Source organism: Streptomyces sp. CA189 (assembly GCF_056428985.1).
The window spans coordinates 14,526-39,260 of the sequence record NZ_JBWJVM010000051.1; the positions used below are offsets into that span (position 1 = coordinate 14,526).

The 24,735-nt window shown below is 73.8% G+C and carries 18 protein-coding genes and 1 other RNA gene; 14 read left to right on the plus strand and 5 right to left on the minus strand.

The features are described from left to right. Window positions 1–4: 4 nt before the first annotated feature. Window positions 5–1,390: an ABC transporter substrate-binding protein gene (locus tag AC061S_RS29795; RefSeq protein ID WP_478688992.1), complete on the minus strand. Its 1,386-nt coding sequence runs from the start codon at window positions 1,388–1,390 to the stop codon at window positions 5–7. Between the two features lie 140 nt (window positions 1,391–1,530). Further along, a complete protein-coding gene (locus AC061S_RS29800; RefSeq protein ID WP_478689021.1) occupies window positions 1,531–5,145 on the minus strand; it encodes an FHA domain-containing protein in 3,615 nt (1,204 codons plus the stop codon). Window positions 5,146–5,594: 449 nt separating this feature from the next. Between AC061S_RS29800 and AC061S_RS29805 the strand changes: the two genes are divergently transcribed. Further along, on the plus strand, window positions 5,595–7,385 hold the full coding sequence (locus AC061S_RS29805) for a serine/threonine-protein kinase (RefSeq protein WP_478688993.1): 1,791 nt from the start codon (window positions 5,595–5,597) through the stop codon (window positions 7,383–7,385). Window positions 7,386–7,580: 195 nt separating this feature from the next. Continuing rightward, complete coding sequence (locus AC061S_RS29810; RefSeq protein WP_478688994.1) at window positions 7,581–8,825, plus strand: serine/threonine-protein kinase; 1,245 nt, start codon at window positions 7,581–7,583, stop codon at window positions 8,823–8,825. 285 nt (window positions 8,826–9,110) lie between these two features. On the opposite strand, the gene AC061S_RS29815 is transcribed toward AC061S_RS29810, so the two are convergent. Beyond that, window positions 9,111–10,133 (minus strand): isopenicillin N synthase family dioxygenase, encoded by a 1,023-nt coding sequence (locus tag AC061S_RS29815; RefSeq protein WP_478688995.1) that lies wholly within the window; start codon window positions 10,131–10,133, stop codon window positions 9,111–9,113. A gap of 313 nt (window positions 10,134–10,446) precedes the next feature. Here AC061S_RS29815 and prfB point away from each other — a divergent pair, with 313 nt between their 5' ends. Further along, the gene (gene prfB, locus AC061S_RS29820) at window positions 10,447–11,556 is read left to right on the plus strand and encodes a peptide chain release factor 2 (protein ID WP_478688996.1); all 1,110 of its coding nucleotides are present in this window, start codon (window positions 10,447–10,449) and stop codon (window positions 11,554–11,556) included. A gap of 90 nt (window positions 11,557–11,646) precedes the next feature. Here the strand turns inward: prfB and AC061S_RS29825 are convergent, their stop codons facing one another. After that, a complete protein-coding gene (locus tag AC061S_RS29825; protein ID WP_478688997.1) occupies window positions 11,647–11,841 on the minus strand; it encodes a hypothetical protein in 195 nt (64 codons plus the stop codon). Between the two features lie 224 nt (window positions 11,842–12,065). Between AC061S_RS29825 and ftsE the strand changes: the two genes are divergently transcribed. From ftsE to AC061S_RS29855, 6 genes are all read left to right on the plus strand, one after another. Continuing rightward, a complete protein-coding gene (gene ftsE / locus AC061S_RS29830) occupies window positions 12,066–12,755 on the plus strand; it encodes a cell division ATP-binding protein FtsE (protein ID WP_243337359.1) in 690 nt (229 codons plus the stop codon). A 17-nt stretch (window positions 12,756–12,772) separates the two neighbouring features. Then, window positions 12,773–13,696 carry a permease-like cell division protein FtsX gene (gene ftsX, locus AC061S_RS29835; RefSeq protein ID WP_250741071.1) on the plus strand — a complete coding sequence of 308 codons (924 nt, stop codon included), beginning with the start codon at window positions 12,773–12,775 and terminating at the stop codon, window positions 13,694–13,696. A gap of 67 nt (window positions 13,697–13,763) precedes the next feature. After that, a complete protein-coding gene (locus tag AC061S_RS29840; protein WP_478688998.1) occupies window positions 13,764–14,984 on the plus strand; it encodes a S41 family peptidase in 1,221 nt (406 codons plus the stop codon). Between the two features lie 18 nt (window positions 14,985–15,002). Then, on the plus strand, window positions 15,003–15,488 hold the full coding sequence (gene smpB / locus AC061S_RS29845; RefSeq protein ID WP_478688999.1) for an SsrA-binding protein SmpB: 486 nt from the start codon (window positions 15,003–15,005) through the stop codon (window positions 15,486–15,488). 127 nt (window positions 15,489–15,615) lie between these two features. Then, window positions 15,616–16,004: a transfer-messenger RNA gene (gene ssrA, locus AC061S_RS29850) on the plus strand. A gap of 260 nt (window positions 16,005–16,264) precedes the next feature. Continuing rightward, window positions 16,265–18,019 (plus strand): collagen-like domain-containing protein, encoded by a 1,755-nt coding sequence (locus AC061S_RS29855; protein WP_478689000.1) that lies wholly within the window; start codon window positions 16,265–16,267, stop codon window positions 18,017–18,019. 141 nt (window positions 18,020–18,160) lie between these two features. On the opposite strand, the gene AC061S_RS29860 is transcribed toward AC061S_RS29855, so the two are convergent. Beyond that, window positions 18,161–19,480: an MFS transporter gene (locus tag AC061S_RS29860; protein ID WP_478689001.1), complete on the minus strand. Its 1,320-nt coding sequence runs from the start codon at window positions 19,478–19,480 to the stop codon at window positions 18,161–18,163. Between the two features lie 84 nt (window positions 19,481–19,564). Here AC061S_RS29860 and AC061S_RS29865 point away from each other — a divergent pair, with 84 nt between their 5' ends. The 5 genes from AC061S_RS29865 to AC061S_RS29885 all read left to right on the plus strand — a co-directional run bounded on the left by AC061S_RS29865 (window position 19,565) and on the right by AC061S_RS29885 (window position 24,648). Further along, window positions 19,565–20,527 carry a LysR family transcriptional regulator gene (locus AC061S_RS29865; RefSeq protein WP_478689002.1) on the plus strand — a complete coding sequence of 321 codons (963 nt, stop codon included), beginning with the start codon at window positions 19,565–19,567 and terminating at the stop codon, window positions 20,525–20,527. A gap of 158 nt (window positions 20,528–20,685) precedes the next feature. Next, window positions 20,686–22,056, plus strand: coding sequence for a nitrate/nitrite transporter (locus tag AC061S_RS29870; RefSeq protein ID WP_478689003.1), 1,371 nt, complete (start codon window positions 20,686–20,688; stop codon window positions 22,054–22,056). A gap of 166 nt (window positions 22,057–22,222) precedes the next feature. Continuing rightward, window positions 22,223–23,377 (plus strand): uroporphyrinogen-III synthase, encoded by a 1,155-nt coding sequence (locus tag AC061S_RS29875; RefSeq protein WP_478689004.1) that lies wholly within the window; start codon window positions 22,223–22,225, stop codon window positions 23,375–23,377. A 98-nt stretch (window positions 23,378–23,475) separates the two neighbouring features. Then, window positions 23,476–24,018 (plus strand): GNAT family N-acetyltransferase, encoded by a 543-nt coding sequence (locus AC061S_RS29880; protein ID WP_478689005.1) that lies wholly within the window; start codon window positions 23,476–23,478, stop codon window positions 24,016–24,018. A gap of 60 nt (window positions 24,019–24,078) precedes the next feature. Then, a complete protein-coding gene (locus AC061S_RS29885) occupies window positions 24,079–24,648 on the plus strand; it encodes a CGNR zinc finger domain-containing protein (protein WP_478689022.1) in 570 nt (189 codons plus the stop codon). Window positions 24,649–24,735: the final 87 nt, after the last annotated feature.

The window sequence follows — 24,735 nt, forward strand, 5'->3', positions numbered from 1 at the left end:
GGGATCAGTTCCCGTAGGCCTTGGCCGCGTCCGCCTCCAGCCTCGCCTGCGTCCCCGCCACGTCGGCCGGGTTCGCCAGGAAGTCCTGGAGCGCCTTCCACTCGCCCGCGCCCGGGGTTCCGCCGAAGGCCGCCGGGGCCTGGTCCGACATGTCGAAGCGGAAGTCGTCGCCCGCCGCGATCAGGGCCTCGGCGATACCGCGCTGGATGTCGTTCGGGTACGCGGCCGGTTCGAGCGCCTTGTTCGGGGAGAGGAAGCCGCCCTCACGGGCCTGGATCCGCGCCGAGTCCGGCGAGGCCAGGAACGTCAGCAGCGCCTGCGCGCCCTTCGAGGCCTTCAGCGCGACCGCCACGTCGCCGCCCGAGACCACCGGGGCCTTGCCGCCGACCGAGGGGAAGGGGAAGACCAGCGCGTCCGTACCCACCTTCGCGTCCGTCTGCGCGATGTTCACCGCCACGAAGTCGCCCTCGAAGACCATCGCGGCCGCCGGCCGGTCGCCGCCGGTGAAGGTCTGCGTCACCGACTTCGGGAACTCGGTCGCCAGCGCCCCGCTCTGGCCGCCCGCCAGGAAGTCCTTGCGGCCGAAAAGCTCGGCGAGCGAGGTCAGCGCGCGCTTCACGCTGTCGTCCGTCCACTTGATCTCGTGCTTCGCCAACTGGTCGTACTTCTCCGGGCCCGCCTGCGAGAGGTAGACGTTCTCGAACCAGTCGGTCAGGGTCCAGCCGTCGGCCCCGGCCACCGAAACCGCCGGGGTACCGGACGCGGACAGGGTGTCGGCCGCGGTGAGGAGCTCCTTCCAGGTGGCCGGGGGACTCACGCCCGCCGCCTCGAAGGCCTTCGCGTTGTACCAGATCAGCGACTTGTTGGCGGCCTTGTAGTACACGCCGTACTGGGTGCCGTCGACCGCGCCCAGCTTCTTCCAGCCGGGCGAGTAGTTGTTGTCGAGCTGGGCCTGCGCGTCGGCGCCGACCGGCTGCGCCCACTTGTTCTTGACCGCCGAGACCAGCGCCCCGACCTGCGGGAGCAGCGCCACGTCCGGCGGGGCGCCGCCCGCGATCTTCGAGCCGAGGAAGGTGACGATCGGGTCCTGCGCCGGGACGAAGGTGACCGTGGCGCCCGTCCGCCGCTCGAACTCCTTCAGGACCTTGACGAAGTTCGCCTGCTCCGCGCCCGTCCAGACGGCGGCGACCTCCAGCTTCTCCCCGTCGAGCCGGGGCAGCGCGACGACCGGCCCGCCCGCGGTGCCGGTGCCGTCGGTGCCCTTCGCGGGCTCCTTGCCGTCGCCGTCGCCGCCGCAGGCGCTGAGCGCGAGCGCGCCGGCCACGGCCAGAGCGGCCCAAGTGTGCTGTGTACGCAGGGATTTAGTGCGGCTCGTTCCGTGCTTGCGCATGGCGGTGCCCCCGATGCCTCGCTGGCGATGGTGTGTCCTGAGCCACAAGGTCTACGCCGCCCCGCGCACCCCCGCAATACCGCCTCGCGGCGTACGGGGGTGTGCGGAGGACCGCTCGCGGGGCCGCTCGGGTGCCCGGTTCAGGGGGCCGGCGGGAACAGCACCGGTACCGCCGACACCAGGTGCGAGGCCCGGTCCAGGGCGCTGGCCAGCAGCGCCAGGTCCGTCGGGCCGTTGCCCAGCTCGCGGACCGGGCGACGGGCCGGCGGATCGCCCATCCGCTCCCACTCCACCGGCACCACCGTCGGCCGCAGCGTCGCCGTCCGGGGGATCCGGCCGGTGACCCGGCCGCCCTGGAAGGGGACCGTGCGGCCGTCGGCGTACCGGAGCACGCCGCGGCCGGGGCCCGGCTGGTCCGGGGCGTCGAGCTCCACCCGCAGGGTCGTCAGCCGGGCCAGCTCGGTGTCGGCCGTCCGGTCCGGGCGGGCGCTGGTGGCCACCAGGTGCACCCCGAGCCGGGCTCCCTCGCGGGCCACCGCCTCCAGCGCGCGGACCACCGAACCGGCGGCGGGCCGGCCCGTGCTGCCCAGGCCCGGCGCGACCAGCGCGTCGAAGTCGTCCACGAGCACCACGAGGCGGGGCAGCGGGCTGGGCCCGGCCGCCTGATCGGTACGGGCGGCCGAGGAGCGCAGCCGCAGGGTGCCGGAACGCTGCGGTTCGAGATCGCCGCGCAGCTCGCCGGGGGTGGGCTGGCGGGGCGAGACCATCCGGTCGGAGACCTCGTGCACAGCGTGCCACTCGGAGAACGGCACCCCGTCCAGGAGCTCGGCCCGCCGTTTGAGCTCGGCGCCCAGCGCCTGCGCGAACTCCCGCATCCGCAGCGGGTCCGAGGCCACCAGGTGCGCCGAGACGTGCGGCAGCTCCGTACAGGGCAGCAGGCCGTCGCCGCGCTCGCCGCCGGCGCCGTCGAGCAGGACCAGGCCGAGCCGGTCGGGCCGGGCGGCGGCCGACAGGGAGGCCGCGACGGAGCGCAGCAGTTCCGTACGGCCGCTGCCGGCGGGCCCCTCGATCAGCACGTGCGGCCCGTCGGTGACCAGTTCGGCGCCCACCGGACCGCGCCGACCGGTGCCCAGGACTATCTCCGCGAGCCCGCCGACGCGCTGCCCCTGGTCGGTGGCGGCGGCCCAACGGGCCATCAGGGACGCCGGGGTGGCCCGGGCCAGCCCCAACTCGTCGAGCAGCCGGGAGGTCTGGGGCAGGTTGGCGGCGGCCGGCCGGTAACCGCCCTCCGCGACCGGGGAGTCGGCCTTGAGGGGGGCCAGGGCGCGGGCGAACCGCTCCGCCCAGGCCGCCGATACGGCGTCCGCCGTGGCCGTCCCGCCGGAGGCGGCCGGTTTGCCGCCGGAGACCGCGAAGGTCCGTACGGTCGTGGCCACATCACCGCTGAGCAGCGCGGCGGTCGAGCAGTCCCGGAAGGCGGGGGCGGCCGCGCAGGCCGCCTCGTAGGTCTCGGCGACCGGTGAGGCGGGCGTCGCGGCCGGGGCCTCGGCCAGGGCCAGCACGTGGATCCCGGCGGCCGGCCCGTGCGAGGTCAGCCGGGCGGTGATGTCCCGCAGCGCCCCCGGACCGGGGTCCCCGTCGAGGACCAGGAGGGTGAACGGGCCCCGGTAGCCGTACGAGGCCTCGCGGACCGCGTCCGGGCCGGCGGCGGCCCAGTGGGTGCCGAGGGGGCCGTCGTCGAGCCGCCGGGTCAGCTCCCCGGCGCGGGCGGCCGCCTGATCGCGGTCGTACGCGAGCAGCAGCCGGCAGTCCTGACCGTGCGCGGGGCGCACGTGGGGCAGCCAGCCGAGCCAGCCCCAGTCGCGGCGGCGTTCGGCGAGCGGGCGGGCCCGGTCGGTGGAGATCAGCACGATCTCCAGGCGCTGGCCGGGGGCGTGCAGGGCCGCCAGCCGTGCGATGACGGAGCGGGCCACACCGGTCAGCCGGGCCCGGGGTCCGGCGACGCCGAGCGCGCCGGTCTCGCGGAGCGCGACCTCGCTGCCCGCGCCGAGCGTGACATCGAGCCCGGCGGGCCCGGCCCACAGCCGCGGGGCCGGCCCGAGGGCGGTGAGGAGCAGGGCCGCGGGATCGTCGGAGCCGGGCCGCGCGGCGACGGCTGCCGCCGTCTCGGCGACCACCTCCACCTCGGCGGCCTCCGCCCCGCGCACCCACTTCCGCGCCCAGGCCCCGATCCCGCGACGCCCTCCACGGCGGGGTTCGGCCCCGGCCCCGGCCTCGGCCTCGGCTCCGGATCCGGCCCCGGCACCGGCCTCGTGGGACGGCGCGGGTTCCTCCCAGCCGCCCGCGCCGTGGTGCTCGACACCGGTCCGCGGCGACGACCCCGACCCGGCCTGGCCCTGCGGGCCGGCGGGACCGCCCGGGTGTGCCGGCCCGGCGGCGTGCGGGCTGGGGGCTGCGCCCGGGTGTGCTGCGTAGGGCTCGGTGTTCGGTGAGGCCGGTCCGGCCGCGGAACCGGTCCCGGCGGGCCGGTTGGGGAGCACGTGGTGCCCTGCTCCCGAGGTGCCGGACCCGGGCCCGGGCCGGGCGATGCGGCCCGCCCGGAGCGGGCCGGCGCCGTCCCGGTCGGCCTCGTCGTACGGCCAGGGGTCCGGGGAGGCGGAGCCTGACCCGCCCCGGGCGGCGGGGGCAGCTCCGGCGTGGCCGTCCCAAGGGGCCCCGGCCGCGGCCGGGGTGCCGTACCCGGGGCCGCCGGCCACGGAGTCGCGCCGGACGGGGTCGGGGGCGGAGCCCCCGTTTCGGGAAGGGGCGGGGTGGGGGATCTGCCCCGGTGCCCCCCGGCCCCCCGGGCCGGGGTACGCCCCGCCGGTGGCGCCGGGCGCAGCGCCGGCCCAGGCTCCGCCGTCAGGGTGCGACCCCCCCGCGCCGGGGCCGGTCCACGCTCCGCCGGAGGCGCCGCCCCCGGGGTGCGGTCCCGCCGCGGGGGCGGGCGTACCGCCGGTGCGGACCGCATCGGGGTGGCCGGGGTCCCCGTCCGGGTGGGGTCCCGGGAGGGGCACGGAGAGGTGGCCCTCCAGGTCCGGGGTGAGGGGGAGGGGAGCGGGGGCCGGGCCCACGGCCAGCCGGAGGGTGGACTCGCCGACCCGCAGCAGCGCCCCCGGCGCGAGCGCCACCCGCTCCGCGCCGACCACCGCGCCGTCGAGCGTCGTACCGTTCGTCGACCCGAGGTCGGCCACGGCCACCCGCCCGTCGGGGAGCACCGTCACGGTGCAGTGCAGGCGCGATACGTCCGGATCGTCCAGCGGGACGTCCGCGTCGGCCGAGCGCCCGATCCGGATCGCTCCGGGGTGCAGCAGGTGCACCCCGCCGGCGTCCGGTCCGGCCACGACGTGCAGCTGCGGCCCGTCGCCGAGGGAGGTCGCGGCCGCGGTCCCGTCCGTCCGGACGTCGGGGCCGGGCACGTTCAGGGACAGCACCGCCCCGTCCACGAGCGGCGGCTCGCCGAGCGCGCACCGCGCGGGGTCCAGGCGCTCCGCACCGGCGTACAGCACGACCGTGCCGCCGGTGTCGGGTCCGCCGACGGTCGCCGCGAGCCCGGAGGCCACCGCGGACAGCGCGGTGCCGGCGGGCGCGGTGACGAGTACGTCACAGCTCGCCGGCGCGCCTCCTCCGCCGGAACCCCCGCCGGAGGCGGTCGCGGTGGCGGTCTGGTGGCCGCTGCGCGACCCCGACCCAAGGACGGTCAGCCGGATCTGCATCGCCGTCAGCGGTCCCTTCTGCGCGGTGCGCGGTGCGTGCGCCCGGCAGGGACCCGCGGGACGGTCACCCATGCCGTTCGCATGCGGTGCCCGTCCGTCCGCCCCCACCCGGCACGGACGCGTCGTCCGGTCAGGTCTGCTTGGAAGGCGGGGCTCCCGTCCCGGCCGTTCCGTACGGGTGCATCCTCGCACCTGTCGTCCTCAACACGCCCGCCACCCACCGGCAAGTGATCTTGATCGGTCGCGGACCGGCACCGGACCTGCAAGCGGGCCGATCGGATATCGACACCAAGGCCGGGAAAATCGCCCGCGGCATACGCCGCAAACATCACCCTTCGCGCATATGTCCGGCAACCAACCTCCCTCACCCCGCGTCTTCCCTCGGGACAAGCCCTAGAGTGGGCCGGAAAACCATTTCGCAGATCAGACGACAGCAGGGAGCGCGCGACGTGCGGCCAGTCGGCAGCAAGTACCTGCTCGAGGAGCCGCTCGGGCGCGGCGCCACGGGCACCGTCTGGCGCGCCCGCCAGCGGGAGGCGGCCGGTGCGGAGGCGGCGGTAGCCGGCCACCCCGGCGAGACCGTGGCCATCAAGGTCCTCAAGGAGGAGCTGGCCCAGGACCCGGACATCGTCATGCGCTTCCTGCGCGAGCGCTCGGTCCTGCTGCGCCTGACCCACCCCAACATCGTCCGCACCCGCGACCTCGTCGTCGAGGGCGATCTCCTCGCCCTCGTCATGGACCTCATCGACGGCCCGGACCTGCACCGGTACCTGCGCGAGAACGGTCCCTTCACCCCGGTCGCCGCGAGCCTGCTCACCGCCCAGATCGCGGACGCGCTCGCCGCCAGCCACGCCGACGGCGTGGTCCACCGCGACCTGAAGCCCGCCAACGTCCTGGTCGACGAGCGCGACGGCCAGATGAAGCCGATGCTCACCGACTTCGGCATCGCGCGCCTGGCCGACTCCCCGGGCCTGACGCGCACGCACGAGTTCGTCGGCACCCCGGCCTACGTCGCCCCCGAGTCCGCCGAGGGCCGCCCGCAGACCTCCGCCGTGGACATCTACGGCGCCGGCATCCTGCTCTATGAGCTCCTCACCGGCCGGCCGCCGTTCGCGGGGGGTACCGCGCTGGAGGTCCTGCACCGCCACCTCAGCGAGGAGCCGCAGCGCCCGCCGAACGTGCCCGAGCCGCTGTGGACGGTCATCGAGCGCTGCATGCGCAAGGAGCCCTACGAGCGCCCGAGTGCGGAGACCCTGGCGCGCGGCCTGCGCGTCGTCGCCTCCGGCATCGGCGTGCACTCCACGGCCGCCGAGGTCGAGGCCGCCCTCGGCGTCGGCGCGCTCCTCGCACCCGATCCCTCGCCCGCGCCGGTGCCCGAGACCCCGGGCGCCGCGGACGCCACGCAGATGCTGCCCGGCGCGGCCGGGGCCTCCCCGATGGGGGCCTACGACCCCAACGCGATGACCAGCGTGATGCCGCCGGTCGGCGCGGCCGACGCCACGTCCGTACTCCCGAGCACGGGGGCGCCCGGGGCCGACCCGACCTCCGTGATGCCGCCCGTGCAGCGGCCGGACCAGCCGCACCCGTGGCAGTCGCAGATGCAGGCCGCCCGTGACCGCAACGAGCAGACGCAGATGCACTACCTGGACCCGAGCGAGGATCCCCTGCGCCGCCGGCCGCAGCGCCAGGGCCCGCCGCCGCAGCAGCACCAGCAGCCTCAGCGGCCCCAGCAGCAGCCGCAGCGACCGCAGCAGCCTCCGCAGCAGCAGCCGTACCGGCAGGCTCCGCCGCCGCAGCAGCAGTACCAGCAGCCCCAGCAGTACCCGCAGCAGCAGTACGCGCCGCAGCCCCCGCCGCAGCACTATCAGCCGCAGCAGCAGCAACCCCAGCAGTACCAGCAGCCGCAGGGGCAGCCCCAGTACCGCCAGCCCCAGCCGCCGCCCCAGCAGCAGCCCCCTCAGGGGCCGCCGCCGCGTCAGCAGCCGCCCCGGCGGGAGCCCCGCGAGCCGCGCCGCAGCGCGAACCCGGTGAAGATCCCGGGGCTGGGCTGCCTCAAGGGCTGCCTGGTGATGATCCTGGTGTTCTTCGTCGCGGGCTGGCTGGTCTGGGAGTTGACCCCGCTCCAGGAGTGGGTCGGCACCGGCCGGGGCTGGTGGGACCAGGTGTGGACCTGGGGCTCGGACGTCGTGGACTGGGTCACCGCGATCGGCGAGGCCACGGGCGGCGGTACGAGTCCCTGATCTCCGCGCGCTTCCCGAGGGCGCTGTACCGGCGCAATCCACCCGAACCGGGCCTTGTACCGGTGACTTCGTGGATTTGTCGACTTCCGGGACGTGATTTCGCCCGCAGAAGTGAAGGTCGCCGCGATCCGTGGACTCCAACACCCACCTGGCCGCGTAGCTTTGGTGCGTACGCCAGCCGCTGAGGGAGCAGTTGTGGCACGGAAGATCGGCAGCCGGTACACCGCGCACCAGATCCTGGGACGCGGCAGCGCGGGCACGGTGTGGCTGGGCGAGGGGCCTGACGGCCCCGTCGCCGTCAAACTGCTGCGCGAGGACCTCGCGTCCGACCAGGAACTGGTCGGACGGTTCGTCCAGGAGCGCAGCGCGCTCCTGGGCCTCGAGCACCCGCACGTCGTCTGCGTCCGCGACCTCGTCGTCGACGGCAACGACCTCGCCCTCGTCATGGACCTCGTCCGCGGTACGGACCTCCGCACGCGCCTCGACCGCGAGCGGCGGCTCGCCCCCGAGGCGGCCGTCGCCATCGTCGCGGACGTCGCCGACGCGCTGGCCGCCGCGCACACGGCCGGGGTCGTGCACCGGGACGTGAAGCCGGAGAACGTCCTCCTCGACATGCAGGGCCCGCTCGGCCCGGGCGGCGCGCATCCCGCGCTGCTCACCGACTTCGGCGTGGCCAAGCTCATCGACTCACCGCGGCGGGCCACCGGCGGACGGGTCTCGGCGCCCACGACCCGGATCATCGGCACGCCCGACTACCTGGCGCCGGAGATCGTGGAGGGGCTGCCGCCGCGCGCGGCGGTGGACATCTACGCCCTGGCCACCGTGCTGTACGAACTGCTCGCCGGTTTCACGCCGTTCGGCGGCGGGCATCCCGGGGCGGTGCTGCGGCGCCACGTGACGGAGACCGTCGTCCCGCTGCCCGGCATCCCCGACGAGCTGTGGCAGCTGATGGTCCAGTGCCTGGCCAAGGCCCCCGCCTCGCGGCTGCGGGCCTCGGAGCTCTCGCTGCGGCTGCGGGACCTGCTGCCGCTGCTGGCGGGGATGCCGCCGCTGGACGTGGACGAACCGGACGAGCCGGAGCAGTCGGACTTCGTTGAACCGGAGGCGGCCGCGGATCCGGTGCGGCGGCGGGGCGTGGTTCCGCTGGTCCCCGGCTCCTCCACGGATTCCAACCGGGACACCCACACCTCGATGCGGGTGCCGGGGCCGGACGAGCTGGCGGGCGGGGCCCTGGGCACGGCCCGGGTTCCGCGCCCCGCCGGGGGGCACCGGCCGGGCTCCGCGCGGCACCGGGCGGAGACCGTCCGCAAGCGGCGGCTCGCGCTGTCGGCTGCCGCGGTGGCGCTGGTCGCGGCCGTCGGCGTCGGCGGCTGGCTGGCCGTCTCCTCCGACTCGGCGCCGCCCCAGGACAACAAGCAGTCGGGCTCCACGGCCCCGTAGCCGGGTGCGGGTGGGCGGGCCCTGCGGGGCGAAGTCCCCTACCCGCCCTTCCACCGTTCCCCGGGCTGCGCCCGAACCCCTCCTGGGGCTCCGCCCCAGACCCCGCGCCTCAAACGCCGGCGAGGCTGAAATGTCGCTCCGCGCCAACCCACCCCAGGCAAATCCAGCCCCTCCGGCGTTTGAGGAGCGGGGGTCCGGGGGCTGGCCCCCGGGGAACGGGCGAAGGGAGGGTAGGGGACTGGCTCCGCGGAGCAGCCCGAGCCTGCTCCGCGGGGGCTTCGGCGGCTACGCCCCCGTCAGCTCCGGGTGCCAGCGGTGCGCCACCGCCGGGTGGGCGCGGACCCAGCCCTTCAGTTCGTTGCGGCCGTACTCCGCGTGCAGCGGGTTCGACGCGTCGTGCGCTATCCCCGGCGCCGCGTCCAGGTAGTCACCCGGGACCGTCTCGATGACGGCGTCCAGCCGTGGGTTGTAGAAGAACGGCACCGAGAACCGCTCCACGCTCCCCGCCGGGCTCACCACGCGGTGGTCCGTCGCCGTCAGGTACCCCTCCGTCGCGATCTCCAGCAGCTCGCCCAGGTTGACCACGAAGGCCCCGGGCATCGGGGGGACGTCCAGGAAGGCGCCGTCCCGGACCACCTGGAGCCCGCCCACCGAGTCCTGGAGGAGGAGGGTGAGGAAGCCGTAGTCCTTGTGGGCCCCGACCCCCTGGTCGGTGCCCGTCGGGGCGGATCCCGGGTAGCGGATCAGCTTCGTGTGCAGGTGGGGCCGGTCCGCGAAGGCCGCGTCGAAGAAGTCCTCCGGGGCGCCGATCGAGGCGAGCAGCTCCCGGAGCAGGCGGTGGGCCACCGCCGCCAGCCGGGACTGCCACTCCAGGACCACGTCCCGCAGTTCCGGGAGCGCCCCGGGCCACTGGTTCGGGCCCTCCAGCCACAGGTACGCCGGGTCGTCCGGGCCCACGTCCCGCGCCGCCCGCTCCGCGCCCACGTCGAGCTGGTCGCGCCAGTCGGAGGCGCCGCCGGTCAGTTCGTGCCCGATGCGGGTGTAGCCGCGGAAGTGCGGGGAGTTGAGATTGCTCACGGCCAGCCGGTCCGCCTCCGGGAGGGCGAAGAACGCCCTGGTCAGCTCCAGGATGCGGGCGGTCTCGGCGGGGGTGACCCCGTGCCCGGTGAGGTGCAGGAAGCCGCTGTCCCGGGCGGCCGCGTGCAGTTCTTTGCGGAAGGAGTCGCGCAGCTCCGGATCGTCCGCTTGGGACAGGTCCAGGACCGGGAGGGAGGGCGGAGAAGAGGGAGAAGGGTGCGCGGACGGCATGACGGCTCCGTTTCGGGATGTCACGGGGTCCTGTCCCCAGGGATGGCGGGGGCCGCGGCTGGGGAGGGCCGCCGGCAGGGTTGGCGCCGGGACCGCGAGGCCGCGTACAGGACCAAGTCGGATCGGGGTGGATCAGGCTTGGGGATGGTCCGGCGGCAGACAGCTCGTCGTCGTGACACGCATGTGGTCCACATGGCGGCGCTTGACGAGGAAGACGGTCATATCGTGAGCGTACGCCCGTGCGACCCGCCATTAGTACGGGTGATTCGGCCTGGCCGGAGAGCGCCCCCCGGGGACCGGCTACGCTGGACCCGTGGCAGTCGTCGATGTTTCCGAAGAGCTGAAGTCCCTCTCCTCGACCATGGGGTCGATCGAGGCCGTCCTGGACCTCGACAAGCTGAGGGCAGATATCGCCGTGCTCGAGGAGCAGGCCGCCGCGCCGTCCCTGTGGGACGACCCGGAGGCCGCCCAGAAGATCACGAGCAAGCTTTCGCACCTCCAGGCGGAGGTCCGCAAGACCGAGAGCCTGCGCGGGCGCATCGACGACCTCGCGGTGCTGTTCGAGCTCGCCCAGGAAATGGACGACGCGGACACCCTCGCCGAGGCGGAGACCGAGCTGGTCTCCGTACGCAAGGCACTGGACGAGATGGAGGTCCGCACCCTGCTCTCCGGCGAGTACTCCGAGCGCGAGGCGCTGGTCAACATCCGTGCCGAGGCCGGCGGCGTGGACGCCTCCGACTTCGCCGAGCGCCTCCAGCGCATGTACCTGCGCTGGGCCGAGCGCCACGGCTACCCGACCGAGATCTACGAGACCTCGTACGCGGAAGAGGCCGGCATCAAGTCGACCACCTTCGTGGTCAAGGCCCCGTACGCCTACGGCACCCTCTCCGTCGAGCAGGGCACGCACCGCCTCGTCCGGATCTCGCCCTTCGACAACCAGGGCCGCCGCCAGACCTCCTTCGCGGGCGTCGAGGTGCTGCCGGTCGTCGAGTCGAGCGACCACGTCGAGATCGACGAGGGCGAGCTGCGCGTGGACGTGTACCGCGCCTCGGGCCCCGGCGGCCAGGGCGTCAACACGACCGACTCGGCGGTCCGCATCACGCACCTGCCGACCGGCATCGTGGTCTCCTGCCAGAACGAGCGCTCGCAGATCCAGAACAAGGCCAGCGCGATGAACGTGCTCCAGGCCAAGCTGCTGGAGCGGCGCCGCCAGGAGGAGAAGGACAGGATGGACGCCCTCAAGGATGGCGGAAGCTCCTGGGGCAACCAGATGCGCTCCTACGTCCTGCACCCGTACCAGATGGTCAAGGACCTCCGGACGGAGTTCGAGGTCGGCAACCCGCAGGCGGTGCTCGACGGCGAGATCGACGGCTTCCTGGAGGCCGGGATCCGCTGGCGCAAGCAGCAGGAGCAGACCGCGTAGCAGTCGGAACCGACGGAAGGGCCCGGACGCCGTAAAGGTGTCCGGGCCCTTCCGGTTTTCGAGTCTGATCGGGACGTGGCGGCTGAGGAACTACGCCGTCTGCTGAGCCACCAGTGCCAGCGCGGCCACCAGGATCACCAGCAGCGCGACGAGCGCCACCGGGTTGAGACCGCCGGAGAAGGGGTCCTCCCGCTGGAGGCGCCCCCGGTTCGCCCGGCACACCGGGCAGCGGCCCTGGCTGACGGGTGCGGCGCAGTTCGCGCACACGAGCCGGTCATATGTCATGCGCTCCTCCTTTCGTCCCCTCGGTTACAACGGTCGCGGGAACCGGTCCGTTCCCCCTCCCACTGTGCCAGCTTCGATGACATTCGGCGCGGCCCCTCCGGGCAATCGCGGTCGGCACCTCTCGGACCAGGGGATATATCGGGCAACTCCGGACGCCGGGTCCACACCTCGCGCCTGTTCGCGTATGGTCACGCACACCTACTCCCGGCGACCGTGGTGCACCCGTGATCCGATTCGACAACGTCTCCAAGTCCTACCCGAAGCAGAGCCGCCCCGCACTCAGAGATGTCTCCCTGGACATCGCGAAGGGCGAGTTCGTCTTCCTGGTCGGCTCCTCCGGCTCCGGCAAGTCCACCTTCATGCGGCTCATCCTGCGCGAGGAGCGGGCGAGCCACGGCCAGGTGCACGTCCTGGGCAAGGACCTCGCCAAGCTCTCCAACTGGAAGGTTCCGCAGATGCGGCGCCAGCTGGGGACCGTCTTCCAGGACTTCCGGCTCCTGCCCAACAAGTCGGTGGCCGACAACGTGGCCTTCGCCCAGGAGGTCATCGGCAGACCGCGCGGCGAGATCAAGAAGGCCGTCCCCCAGGTCCTGGAACTCGTCGGCCTCGGCGGCAAAGAGGACCGGATGCCCGGCGAGCTCTCCGGCGGTGAGCAGCAGCGCGTGGCCATCGCCCGTGCCTTCGTCAACCGGCCGGCGCTGCTGATCGCGGACGAGCCCACCGGCAACCTGGACCCCCAGACCTCCGTCGGCATCATGAAGCTGCTGGACCGGATCAACCGGACCGGCACCACCGTGATCATGGCGACCCACGACCAGCAGATCGTCGACCAGATGCGCAAGCGCGTCATCGAACTCGAGCAGGGCCGTCTCGTCCGCGACCAGTCGCGCGGCGTCTACGGCTACCAGCACTGAAAGGCTCCTGAGACGCGATGCGCGCCCAGTTCGTCATGTCGGAGATCGGGGTCGGTCTCCGCCGCAATCTGACCATGACCTTCGCGGTCATCATCTCCGTGTCCCTGTCGCTGGCCCTGTTCGGCGGGTCCCTGCTCATGCGCGACCAGGTGAGCAAGATGAAGGGGTACTGGTACGACAAGGTCAACGTCTCCATCTACCTCTGCAACAAGAGCGACGCCGAGGCCACCAACGGGGCCTCCTGTTCCAAGGGCGCGGTGACCCCGGAGCAGAAGCAGGCGCTGGAGACCGAGCTCAAGGGCATGGACCTCGTCGAGGCCGTCACCTACGAGTCCTCCGACGAGGCCTTCAAGCACTACAAGGAGCAGTTCGGGCACACCGCCCTGGCCGCGTCCATCACCCCGGACCAGATGCCCGAGTCCTTCCGGGTGAAGCTCAAGCAGCCGGAGAAGTACAAGGTCATCACGACCTCCTTCTCCGGACGCGACGGAGTCCAGTCGGTGGAGGACCAGCGCACCGTGCTGGACAACCTCTTCAGACTCCTCGGCTACCTCAACTGGGCCGCCCTCGGCATCATGTTGATCATGCTGGTCGTGGCCCTGCTGCTGATCGTCAACACGGTGCGCGTCTCGGCCTTCAGCCGTCGGCGCGAAACCGGGATCATGCGCCTGGTGGGCGCCTCCAGCTTCTACATCCAGGTGCCGTTCATCATGGAGGCGGCCTTCGCCGGCCTGATCGGCGCGCTGCTCGCCTGCGGGATGCTCGGCGCGGGCCAGTACTTCGTGATCGACCACGGCGCCGCGCTGCGCGACAAGATGGAGCTCATCAACTTCATCGGCTGGGACTCGGTCCTGACCAAGCTGCCGCTGGTGCTGGTCATCGGTGTGCTGATGCCCTCACTGGCCGCCTTCATCGCGTTGCGCAAGTACCTGAAGGTGTGACGAGTGCCCCGCGAGCGGTACGGCCAACCACCCGTACCGCCGCGGGGCTTGTCCTAGACTCGGCGCCATGCCGGGACTGCCCGCCTTCTGTCTCCGGCCCCGCGACGCACGTCGCGGGGCCGTTTTGACGTTGGTCTTCCTCGCCGCCGTGGGTACCGGCGCGTTCACCGGGAGCTGGGACCGCACCGCCTCCGGCCCGTCCGAGGGCCCCGCCGCCCTGGTGGCGGGTACGGAGCCCGCCGCGGCCGTACCCGGGCCGCGGGCACCGGTGCGGCCGCACCGCGAGGCGGGCACCGCCGACCGGGACGCGGTGGCCCGCGCGGCCGCCGAGGCCGTCGCCGAGGGCAAGTCCGCCAAGTCGGCGGCCCAGGAGGTCGTCAGCCGCAGCGGGGACCGCTGGGGCACGGTGTACGACCAGGGGGAGTACGAGGCCTTCGCCGGCGACCTGGACGGCCACTGGACGGGCGTCGGCCTGTGGGCCGGCCGGCTGCGCGACGGCCGCATCGAGATCGACCGGGTCCAGCCCGGCGGCCCCGCGGCGCGGGCCGGGATGCGCGCCGGGGACCGGCTGTTGAGCATCGACGGGCAGGGCGTGACCGGGCTCAGGGTGGCCGAGGTGGTGGCCCTGCTGCGCGGGAAGGCCGGCACCTCGGTGGTGCTGAAGCTGACCCGCGGCGGGGCCGACTTCACGGAGACCGTGCGGCGCGAGGAACTGCGCAGCGAGCCCGTGACGGTCCGATCGCTCCCCGGCGGGATCACGGTCATCAAGGTGGCCTCCTTCACCCGGGGTTCCGGCGACCGGGTCCGCTCCGCCGTCCGCGCCGCGCCGCCCGGCGGCGGGGTCATGCTCGACCTGCGCGGCAACACCGGCGGCCTGGTCACCGAGGCCGTGACGGCCGCCTCCGCCTTCCTGGACGGCGGGCTGGTGGCGACGTACGACGTACGCGGTGCACAGCGCGCCCTCTACGCGGCCCCGGGCGGCGATACGGCCCGGCCGCTGGTGGCGCTGATCGACGGCGGCACGATGAGCGCGGCCGAGCTGGTCACCGGCGCCCTCCAGGACCGCGGCCGCGCGGTGGCGGTCGGTACCCGCACCTTCGGCAAGGGGTCGGTGCAGATGCCCACGGAGCTGCCGGACGGATCGGTGGCGGAGCTGACGGTGGGTACGTACCGCACTCCGGCGGGCCGCAGCCTGGACGGTGCGGGCATCACCCCGGACCTGGCGGCGGCGGACCGGGTCGAGGAACGGGCCCGCACGGTATTGAGTGGCATCGGGGTGGGTCCGTAGTGCGAAAATGGCCGCACTATGGCTAAGGAAACAGGGCGCAAGCTGATCGCCCAGAACAAGAAGGCGCGGCACGACTACACGATCATCGACACCTACGAGTGCGGCCTCGTGCTCACGGGTACCGAGGTCAAGTCCCTGCGCCAGGGCCGTGCCTCGCTGGTGGACGGCTTCGTGTCGGTGGAGAGCGGCGAGGCCTGGCTCTACAACGTGCACGTGCCGGAGTACAGCCAGGGCACCTGGACCAACCACAGCGCGCGGCGCAAGCGCAAGCTCCTCCTGCACCGCGAGGAGATCGACAAGCTGGACTCGAAGACGGGGGAGACGGGCAACACGATCGTGCCGCTCGCCCTGTACTTCAAGGACGGCCGGGCGAAGATCGAGATCGCGCTGGCGAGGGGCAAGAAGGAGTACGACAAGCGGCAGTCGCTGCGCGAGAAGCAGGACACGCGCGAGACGAACCGGGTGATCTCGGCGGTGAAGCGCAAGGAGCGCGGCCAGCTTTAACCTCCTGGCACACCGTGGTCCACTTCGCGTACCATGGCGTCAGCACCACGCGCTTGCGGGTGGTGCCGGTCGAGCGGGACGCATGGAGAGCGCCTGCTGGATCTCATAACTGAACAGCGTGAAACATGGGGATGATCGGTTTCGACAGCGGATGTCGATGTAGGGGAAGCGAGCCGAGAAAGCGGCAATGATCTCGTTAACCATATGTCGCAAACAATAATCGCCAACTCCAAGAGCGATAACTCCCGCTTCACCCTCGCTGCCTAATAACAGTGAGCTGAAGCCTCTGTGAGGAGCGTCAGCCCGGAAGTGGTCCCGGTCCGGATCCTGGCGTCAATTAGGGATCTAAACCTCTAACTCCGGTCACGGGGGATAGAGGGAAATCAAACAGTGACTGAGCCCGTCGGAGACTTGTCCGTGTGATCTCCGGGGCCGAGAAAAGCGCAGCGGAATGCGCTCGGAGAAGCCCTACTTCTGCACCGTTGGACGCGGGTTCGATTCCCGCCATCTCCACCACCCCATGTTGAGAAAGCCCCCGGCTCGCGAGATCTCTCGCAGGCCGGGGGCTTTTTCGTGTGCGGGGGCGCCGGGGGCCGGGCGCCGGGAGCGGGGGGTGTGGGTGGGACCTGGCCCGTGGGCCGTGGGCCGTGGGCCGGAAGGTGGTCGGGTTCGGCCGACCGGTCGTACCGCAGCGCGGCGCTCACCCGTGCGCGGGTCCGCATATCTGATGATCACGGCGATTGCGCAAGCCCGATCGAATCGAAAGGCGCACCCCCATGTCTCTCGCCTCCTGGGCGGACCTCTCGGCAGCGCGGCGGCAACTCGCCGCCGGTGCCGTCACCCTCGGTCTGACGGTGGCCCTGGTCCTGCCCGCGACCGCCGCGGCCGCCAGTCCGTTCGGCGGCGGTCACGACCGCGCGGACGGGAAGGTGACCACCAAGGGCGCCCAGTCCGTCCACGCTGGTCCGACGACGAAGGCGAAGCGGGTGGGGTCCCGCCACGGCGGCTCGCGCGTCGGGCTCAAGTGCAAGCTGCGCGGTGAGGCGGTCTACGGCAATGACATCTGGTACCTGCTCGCTGACCGCCAGGGCTGGATGGCCGCCCGCTACGTGAAGAACCATCACCCGGTTCCGTGGTGCCCCGTCAAGCCGCCGGTCAAGGGGGAGAAGGGCGACAAGGGGGACCAGGGTGAGAAGGGTGACCGGGGTGAGCCCGGCCTGAAGGGCGACAAGGGCGACAAGGGTGACCGGGGCGAGCACGGCGGCCCGGGGGCCGCCGGGCCGAAGGGCGCCCCGGGACGGGACGGCGCGCCGGGGGCCAAGGGCGACCCCGGCGAGCGGGGGCCGGCCGGGCCCCGGGGCGAGCGGGGCCAGGACGGCGCTCCGGGCGAGCGGGGCCGGGACGGCGCCGCCGCGGACCAGGGCGACCGGGGGGAGCGCGGCCCGGCCGGGCCCAAGGGCGAGTCCGGACGGGACGGAGACCAGGGCCCGGCCGGACCTGAGGGCCCCAAGGGTGGCCTGGGAGCCAAGGGAGACCGAGGCGAATCCGGCCCCCAGGGCCCGGCCGGATCCGACGGCGCCACCGGCGCGAAGGGTGACCCCGGTGCCGTCGGTGCGCAGGGCGAGCAGGGCCCGAAGGGCGACAAGGGTGACGCCGGTGTTCAGGGCGCGGCCGGGCCGAAGGGTGAGGCCGGGGCGGCCGGGCCCACCGGCGCGAAGGGCGACACGGGTGCCGAGGGCGAGGTCGGCGCTCCGGGTGGGCAGGGTCTGAAGGGCGACAAGGGCGATGCCGGTGTTCAGGGCGTGGCCGGGCCGAAGGGTGAGTCCGGGACCGCCGGGCCCACCGGTGCGCAGGGCGCGAAGGGCGACACGGGTTCCGAAGGTGCGGTCGGTGCCGCCGGATCGCAGGGTCCGAAGGGCGACAAGGGCGACAAGGGCGATGCCGGTGTTCAGGGCGTGGCCGGGGCAGTGGGGCCCACTGGTGCGCAGGGCCCGAAGGGTGACACGGGTGCCGAGGGCGCGGTCGGCGCTGCGGGCGCGCAGGGCTTGAAGGGCGATAAGGGGGACAAGGGGGAGACCGGGGCACAGGGTTTGGCCGGGAACGGTGTGAACGGAGCGAAGGGCGACACCGGAGCGAAGGGCGACACCGGCGCCCAAGGGCCTGCCGGTGCGCAGGGGTTGAAGGGCGATGCCGGAGCCCAGGGTCCGCAGGGTCCCCAGGGGATCAAGGGCGACAAGGGCGATCAGGGCGATCGCGGACCGGCCGGGCCGACGCGGGACCCGATCACCCTCGTCGGTGAGGTCCAGGCCGTAGCGAAGGGAACCTCCAGCAACTACAACGGTCCGGTCTGCCCGACCGGTACCAAGGTGATCGGCGGCGGCTTCTACCAGACCGCCAGCCCCTCCGACGCGAACCTGCTGACCTCGCACCCGAACACCGATGCCAACCGGTGGCAGGTGTGGCTGAAGAACCCCGCCAGCGCCGGAGACACCGGCGTCCGCGTCTACACCATCTGCCAGCCCACCGGCTGACGGCCCCTCCGGAGACACCGCGCCCCCACGGCCGCCCGAGCGGCGTGGGGGCGCGGTCCTGCTCCCCGGCGGCTGCTCCGCCGCGCCGGCGCCCCCGCTGCGGTCCCGGTCGCCCGACGGCCCGTACCCGCCCGGGACCCGTCACCCGGAGTCCGGGCGGGGTGCAGGCCCGGGAGCCGTCCGCGCGAGCCCCAGCGCGAGCAGCGCCGCCGCCGCCGGGAGGGCGTACGGGGCCGTCGTGCCCCAGTGGTCGATCGCGGAGCCGGCCGTCGCGGAGCCCGCCGCGATGCCCGCGAAGAGGGCGGTGACGGCGAGGGTCATGCCCTCGTTGAGGCGGCCCGGCGGGGTCACGGCGTGGACCCGGGACATCGCGGTGACCATGACCGGGGCCGTGGCCATGCCGGCCAGCAGGAGGGCCAGGGCCAGGGGGAGCAGGGAGCCGGTGGCCGCCGCCGCCCAGGGCAGTGCCATGGCGAGGGCCAGGACGCCCAGACAGACGGGGAGCGTGCGCGGGCGCAGGGTGCCGTAGAGGAGGCCGGCCGCGAAGGAGCCGGCCGCCTGGAGGGCGAGGACCGGGCCCGAGAGCGCGCCGAGGCCGTGGGCGCCGAGGTGGGCGATGGAGGTGATCTCCATGGAGCCGAACATCGCCCCGAGGGCGAGGAAGAGCGGCAGCATCCCGCCCAGGGCGCGGAGCGGGGAGGGTCCGCGGACCGCGGGCGCCGGCGGGGGCTCGGTGGCGCGGTGGGCCGTGAAGACCAGCATCCCGGTGAGGAGCAGTACGGCCCCGGTCAGGGTGCCCGCCTCCGGGAACGCGGCGGTGCACAGGAACGCGGCCGCCACCGGCCCGAGCATGTACGCCAACTCGTCCGCGGCCTGTTCGAAGGACATCGCGGTGTGCCGGGAGGCCGGGTCGCCCCGCAGCAGGTGGGTCCAGCGGGCGCGGGACATGCCGCCGATGTTGGGGGTGGTCGCGGTGGCGGCGTAGGAGGCGAAGAGGGTCCACGCGGGGGCTCCGGTACGGACGCACGCGATCAGGGAGAGCGAGCCGAGGACCGCGATCAGGGTGGCGGGCACCGCGACCCGGGCCTGCCCGTGCCGGTCGACCAGCCGGGCCGTCCAGGGCGCCACGAGGGCGGTGGCGGCCAGGCCGACCGCCACGACCGCGCCGGCGAGGGCGTACGAGCCGCGCTGCCCGGCGATCATCATGACGGCGCTGACGCCGAACATGCCCATGGGGAGCCGGGCGATGAGGTTCCCCGCGGTGAACCCGCGGGTGCCGGGGAGCGCGAAGAGCCGGCGGTACGGGCCCGGGGCGCGGGTCGGCCGCGATGCCCGTGCCGGGTGCTGCGGCCGGGCGGGGTGTCCCGGCCGGGCCGGGGCGGCGGCGAGTACCAGCGTGGTGCCGGTGACAGCCATGAGCGGGGATGCGGTCGGCGGAGTGGTGGCGGTCGTGGTGGGCATGGGTCAAGGCTCGGGCCGGGGGCCGTCGGCGGTCCAACACCTGTTCGGGGGCCATTCACCGCTTCGTGTTGTTAGTCTCCGCACGTGACTCCCCGAGACGTGGAACCCCGCCTGCTGCGCGCCTTCCTCGCCGTCGCCGAGGAACTGCACTTCACCCGCGCCGCCGCCCGGCTCTACGTGGCCCAGCAGGCCCTCAGCCGCGACGTGCGACGGCTCGAACAGACCCTGGGCGCGCCCCTGTTCGTCCGCACCACCCGCGCCGTCGAGCTGACCCCGGACGGGGAGCGGCTGCTGCCCCTGGCCCGGGGCGTGCTGCGGGCGCACGAGGAGCTGGCCGGGGCCTTCGCGGGGCCCCGGCCGCTGCTCGTCGACCTCAACACCGACGGCCCCGGCACCGCCCGGACCGTTCTGGAACGGGCTCGCGAACTCGCCCCCGACTGCGAGCTGATGGCCCGTTTCGAGTCCGGGCTCACCCACGCCGCCGCCGAGATCGCCGCGGGCCGCCTCGACGTCTCCTTCGGGTACGCCGACGGCCTCGACCCGGCGCTGCGGGCCCGCCTCGCGCGGATGCCCGTACGGTACGAGCCGCTCGCGGTGCTGCTGCCCGAGGGGCACGCGCTGGCCGCGCTGGACGCCGTACCGCTGGACGCGCTGCGCGGCGAGACGGTGTACACCGGGGCCGGGAACCCGCGGACCCTGGAGTGGACCGGGCTGGCCCGCGAGCTGTTCGCCGGGCGGGGCGTCGCGCCCGCGCCGCCCGCGCCGGTGGCGGTGGGCAAGGAGGAGTTCCGCCGGGTCATGGTCAAAACGGGCAATCCGGTGCTCGCCACGGTGGGATTCGTCGACATGCCCGGCTGCGTCAAGCGGCCGCTGACCGCCCCGGTGCCGCTGTCGCCGCTCTCCATGGTGTGGCGGAAGGGATCGAGCCATCCCGGGCTCGACGCGCTGCGCCGCGCCGTCGCGGAGCTCGGGGCCGGGCACGGCTGGCTGGAGGTGCCCCCGGACAGCTGGCTGCCCGCGCTCACACCCGGCCCGGGCCGCGGGTGAGTGCAAGGTTTCCCGCCGGTCATCCGGCGGGGACCGGGGCTGAAACGAGCCCTTCCTACGGTCGTCACCACGGACGAGACGCGACGAGCCCGACGAGCCCCGACAGGGCCGAGGGCGCGACGAGCGCGACGTGATCGCAGCAGCTGTGGAGGCGTGTGATGACCAGTACGACCGCACCGCGCAAGGGTGGCCGCTGGATCGAGCGGTGGGACCCCGAGGACGAGACCTTCTGGCGCGAGACGGGTGAGAAGACCGCCCGCCGCAACCTGATCTACTCCGTGCTCTCCGAGCACATCGGGTTCTCGATCTGGTCCCTGTGGTCGGTGATGGTGCTCTTCATGGGCCCGCAGTACGGGATCGACCCGGCCGGCAAGTTCTTCCTCATCGCCACCGCCACCTGCGTGGGCGCCCTGGTCCGCGTCCCCTACACCTTCGCCGTGGCCCGCTTCGGCGGCCGCAACTGGACGGTCGTCAGCGCCCTGCTGCTGCTCGCGCCGACGGTCGCCGCCTGGCTGGTGATGGAGCCCGGGACCTCGTACAACACCTTCCTGCTGGTGGCCGCGCTGACCGGGGTCGGCGGCGGGAACTTCGCCTCGTCGATGACGAACATCAACGCCTTCTTCCCGCTGCGCAAGAAGGGCTGGGCCCTCGGCCTCAACGCGGGCGGCGGCAACATCGGCGTCCCCGTCGTCCAGCTCGCCGCCCTGCTGGTCATCGGCACGGCCGGGGCCGGCCACCCGCGGCTGCTGCTCGGCGCCTACATCCCGCTCATCGTGATCGCGGCGGTGCTCGCCGCGGTGCGGATGGACAACCTGGCGCCCGTGCGCAACGACACCGGAGCCGTCCGCGACGCGGCCCGCGACGGGCACACCTGGATCATGGCGTTCCTGTACATCGGCACCTTCGGCTCCTTCATCGGCTACAGCTTCGCCTTCGGGCTGGTCCTCCAGACGCAGTTCGGCCGCACCCCGCTCCAGGCGGCCTCGCTCACCTTCATCGGACCGCTGCTCGGCTCGCTGATCCGGCCGGTCGGCGGGGCCCTAGCGGACCGCTTCGGCGGCGCCTGGATCACCCTGGGCACCTTCGTGGCGATGGCGGCGGCGACCGGAGTGGTGATCCTGGCCTCCGTACGGGAATCCCTGCCGGTGTTCCTGATCGGCTTCGTGGGGCTGTTCGTCCTCAGCGGGCTCGGCAACGGCTCCACCTACAAGATGATCCCCGGCATCTTCCAGGCGAAGGCACTGGCCCGCGGGATGAGCGGCGAGGACGCGGCCGCGTACGGGCGGCGGCTGTCCGGCGCCTCCATGGGACTCATCGGCGCGGTCGGCGCGCTCGGCGGGCTCGGCATCAACCTGGTCTTCCGGGAGGCCTTCCTGACCTCCGGCTCGGGCACGGGGGCCTTCGTGACCTTCCTCGGCTTCTACGCGGTGTGCTGCGCCGTCACCTGGGCGGTATACCTTCGCCGGCCCGCCCAGGTGATGATCCCCACGGCCGGTGCGCAGGCGAAGCCGCAGCTCACCTCGGTGTAACGGCGGCCACACGTCGGTTAACGGCACCGAAATACGCGTGAACCGAGCCTGATACGCCCCCAGGGCAGGCTCGGTTCACGCGAACGTCACGAGTGCGTGTGAACGCGACACCGGACCCGACACGGGACCCGACGCCGGACCCGACCACTGCGCGAGGCAGGTCACCATGCACGACACCCACACCGGTCCGCCGGCCGGCCCGCTCGCCGGATTCACCGTCGGGGTCACCGCCGCCCGGCGGGCCGACGAGCTCATCGCCCTGCTGCGCCGCCGCGGGGCCACCGTGCTGCACGCGCCCGCCCTGCGGATCGTGCCGCTCGCCGACGACACCGAACTGCTGTCCGCCACCAAGGAGCTGATCGGCTGCGCGCCCGACGTGGTGGTGGCGACCACCGCCATCGGCTTCCGCGGCTGGATCGAGGCCGCCGACGGGTGGGGGCTCGGCGAGGAACTGCTCGGGCGGCTGCGCGAGACCGAACTGCTGGCGCGCGGACCGAAGGTGAAGGGCGCGATCCGGGCCGCCGGGCTCGTGGAGACCTGGTCCCCGCGCTCGGAATCGCTCGCCGAGGTACTGGACCGGCTGCTCACGGCCGGGGTGACCGGCCGGCGCATCGCCCTCCAGCTGCACGGGGAGCCGCTGCCCGGGTTCATCGAGGCCCTGCGGGCGGGCGGGGCCGAGGTGGTCGGCGTACCCGTCTACCGGTGGATGGCGCCGGAGGACCTCGGGCCGCTGGACCGGCTGATCGACGCGGTGGCCGCCGGCGCGGTGGACGCGGTGAGCTTCACCTCCGCGCCCGCCGCGGCCTCGCTGCTGTCGCGGGCCGCGGAGCGGGGCGTACGGGAACCCGTGATCGAGGCGCTGACCGGCGGATCGGTCCTCTCCGCGTGCGTGGGGCCGGTGACGGCCCTGCCCCTGCAGGCCGAAGGGGTGGCCACGGTGCAGCCCGAGCGCTTCCGGCTCGGCCCCCTCGTGCAGCTCCTGTGCCAGGAACTCCCCGCCCGGGCCCGCGTGCTCCCGGTGGCCGGGCACCGGCTGGAGCTGCGCGGCCACGCGGTCCTCGTCGACGCCGAGCTGCGCCCCGTCCCGCCGGCCGGGATGGCCCTCCTGCGGGCCCTGTCCCGCCGCCCGGGCTGGGTCGTGGCCCGCTCCGAACTCCTGCGCGCCCTCCCCGGCGCGGGCCGCGACGAACACGCGGTGGAGACGGCGATGGCCCGCCTGCGCGTGGCCCTGGGCGCGCCGAACCTGATCCAGACCGTCGTCAAGCGCGGCTACCGGCTGTCGCTGGACATGGCCGCCGACACGAAGTACGCGGACGGCTGAGGGCCCGGGCCGGCCGGACCGGGCCGGAAGCGGGCGTGCCCGGAAGCGGACGGCGCACCGGCCTGGCCGGGGCCGGGCCCGTCCGTTAGCGTGCCCGGATGATCATTGACGGTGTGGAGATGAGGGAGATCCGGCCGGCGGACGCCGCCGGGATCGCCGAGGTGCTGGAGCGCAACCGGGAGTACATGGCCCCCTACGAGCCGTGGCGGGCCGAGGACTTCTACACCGAGGCGGCGCAGCGGGTACGGGTCGAGGAGCTGCTCGCGGCCCGGGCGGACGGGCGGGCGAGGCCGTTCGTGCTGCTCGCCGCCGACGGGGTGGTCGGGGCGATCAACCTCCAGGACATCGTGCGCGGGGCGCTGCGCAGCGGTTCCATCGGCTACTGGGTGGACCAGGCCTGGGCCGGCAAGGGGCTGGCCACCGCCGCGCTGCACGAGGTCTGCCGGATCGCCCGGGACGAGGAGCGGCTGCACCGGGTCTCGGCGGGCACCCGGGTGGAGAACCTGGCCTCGCAGCGGGTGCTCGCGAAGGCGGGCTTCGAGCAGTACGGGCTCGCGCCCCGCTACCTCCACGTCGGCGGAGACTGGCAGGACCACCGGCTCTTCCAGCTGCTCCTGAACGACGAGCCGCCCGCCCTCTAGCCGAGTGCCCGCCGGACGGGCACTCTGGGGGCACGCCCCGAGAGGGAGGCGGTGACGGGTATGTGGTTCGACTCCGGGCGGGTGTGCCTGGATCTGGTGGCGACCTTTGCGCCCCACGCGAATACCGAGGGCATCCGGGACGGTGACGGGCTGCGGCTGTGGCTGACCGGAGCCGGGCTGGTGCCCGACCGGACGCCGCTCGCCCGGGTCGGGGACGACTGGGTGTCGGCCTTCCGGGTGCTGCGCGCCGACGTCGAGAGCCTCGTACGGGCCGAGCTGGCCGGAGCCGCGCCGCCCGGGGCCGCGCTGGCCCGGGTCAACGCGGCGGCCGCCGGTCCACCCCCGGGACTGTGTGCCGTACAGGACCAAGAAGGGCACCTCGTACGAGAGTTGTGCGGCGGCGTCGAATGCGCCGGGCTGCTCGCCGCCGTGGCCCGGGACGCCGTCGAACTGCTCACCGACCCCGGCGAACGGGACCTGCTGCGGGCCTGCGAGGGCGACGGCTGCGCCCGGGTCTACCTCGACACCTCGCGCGGACACCGCCGCCGCTGGTGCTCCAGCGAGCTCTGCGGAAACCGCGAGCGCGTGGCCCGGCACCGGCGGCGCGTCCTCGCGTCACGCCCCGGCTGACCCGGTCCGCGGCGCCCGCCGGGCGTGATCTTCGTCTTGATCCGCGAGCCGTCCCGGAAGGGGCGTGCGCTCACGGGCCCCTTCGCG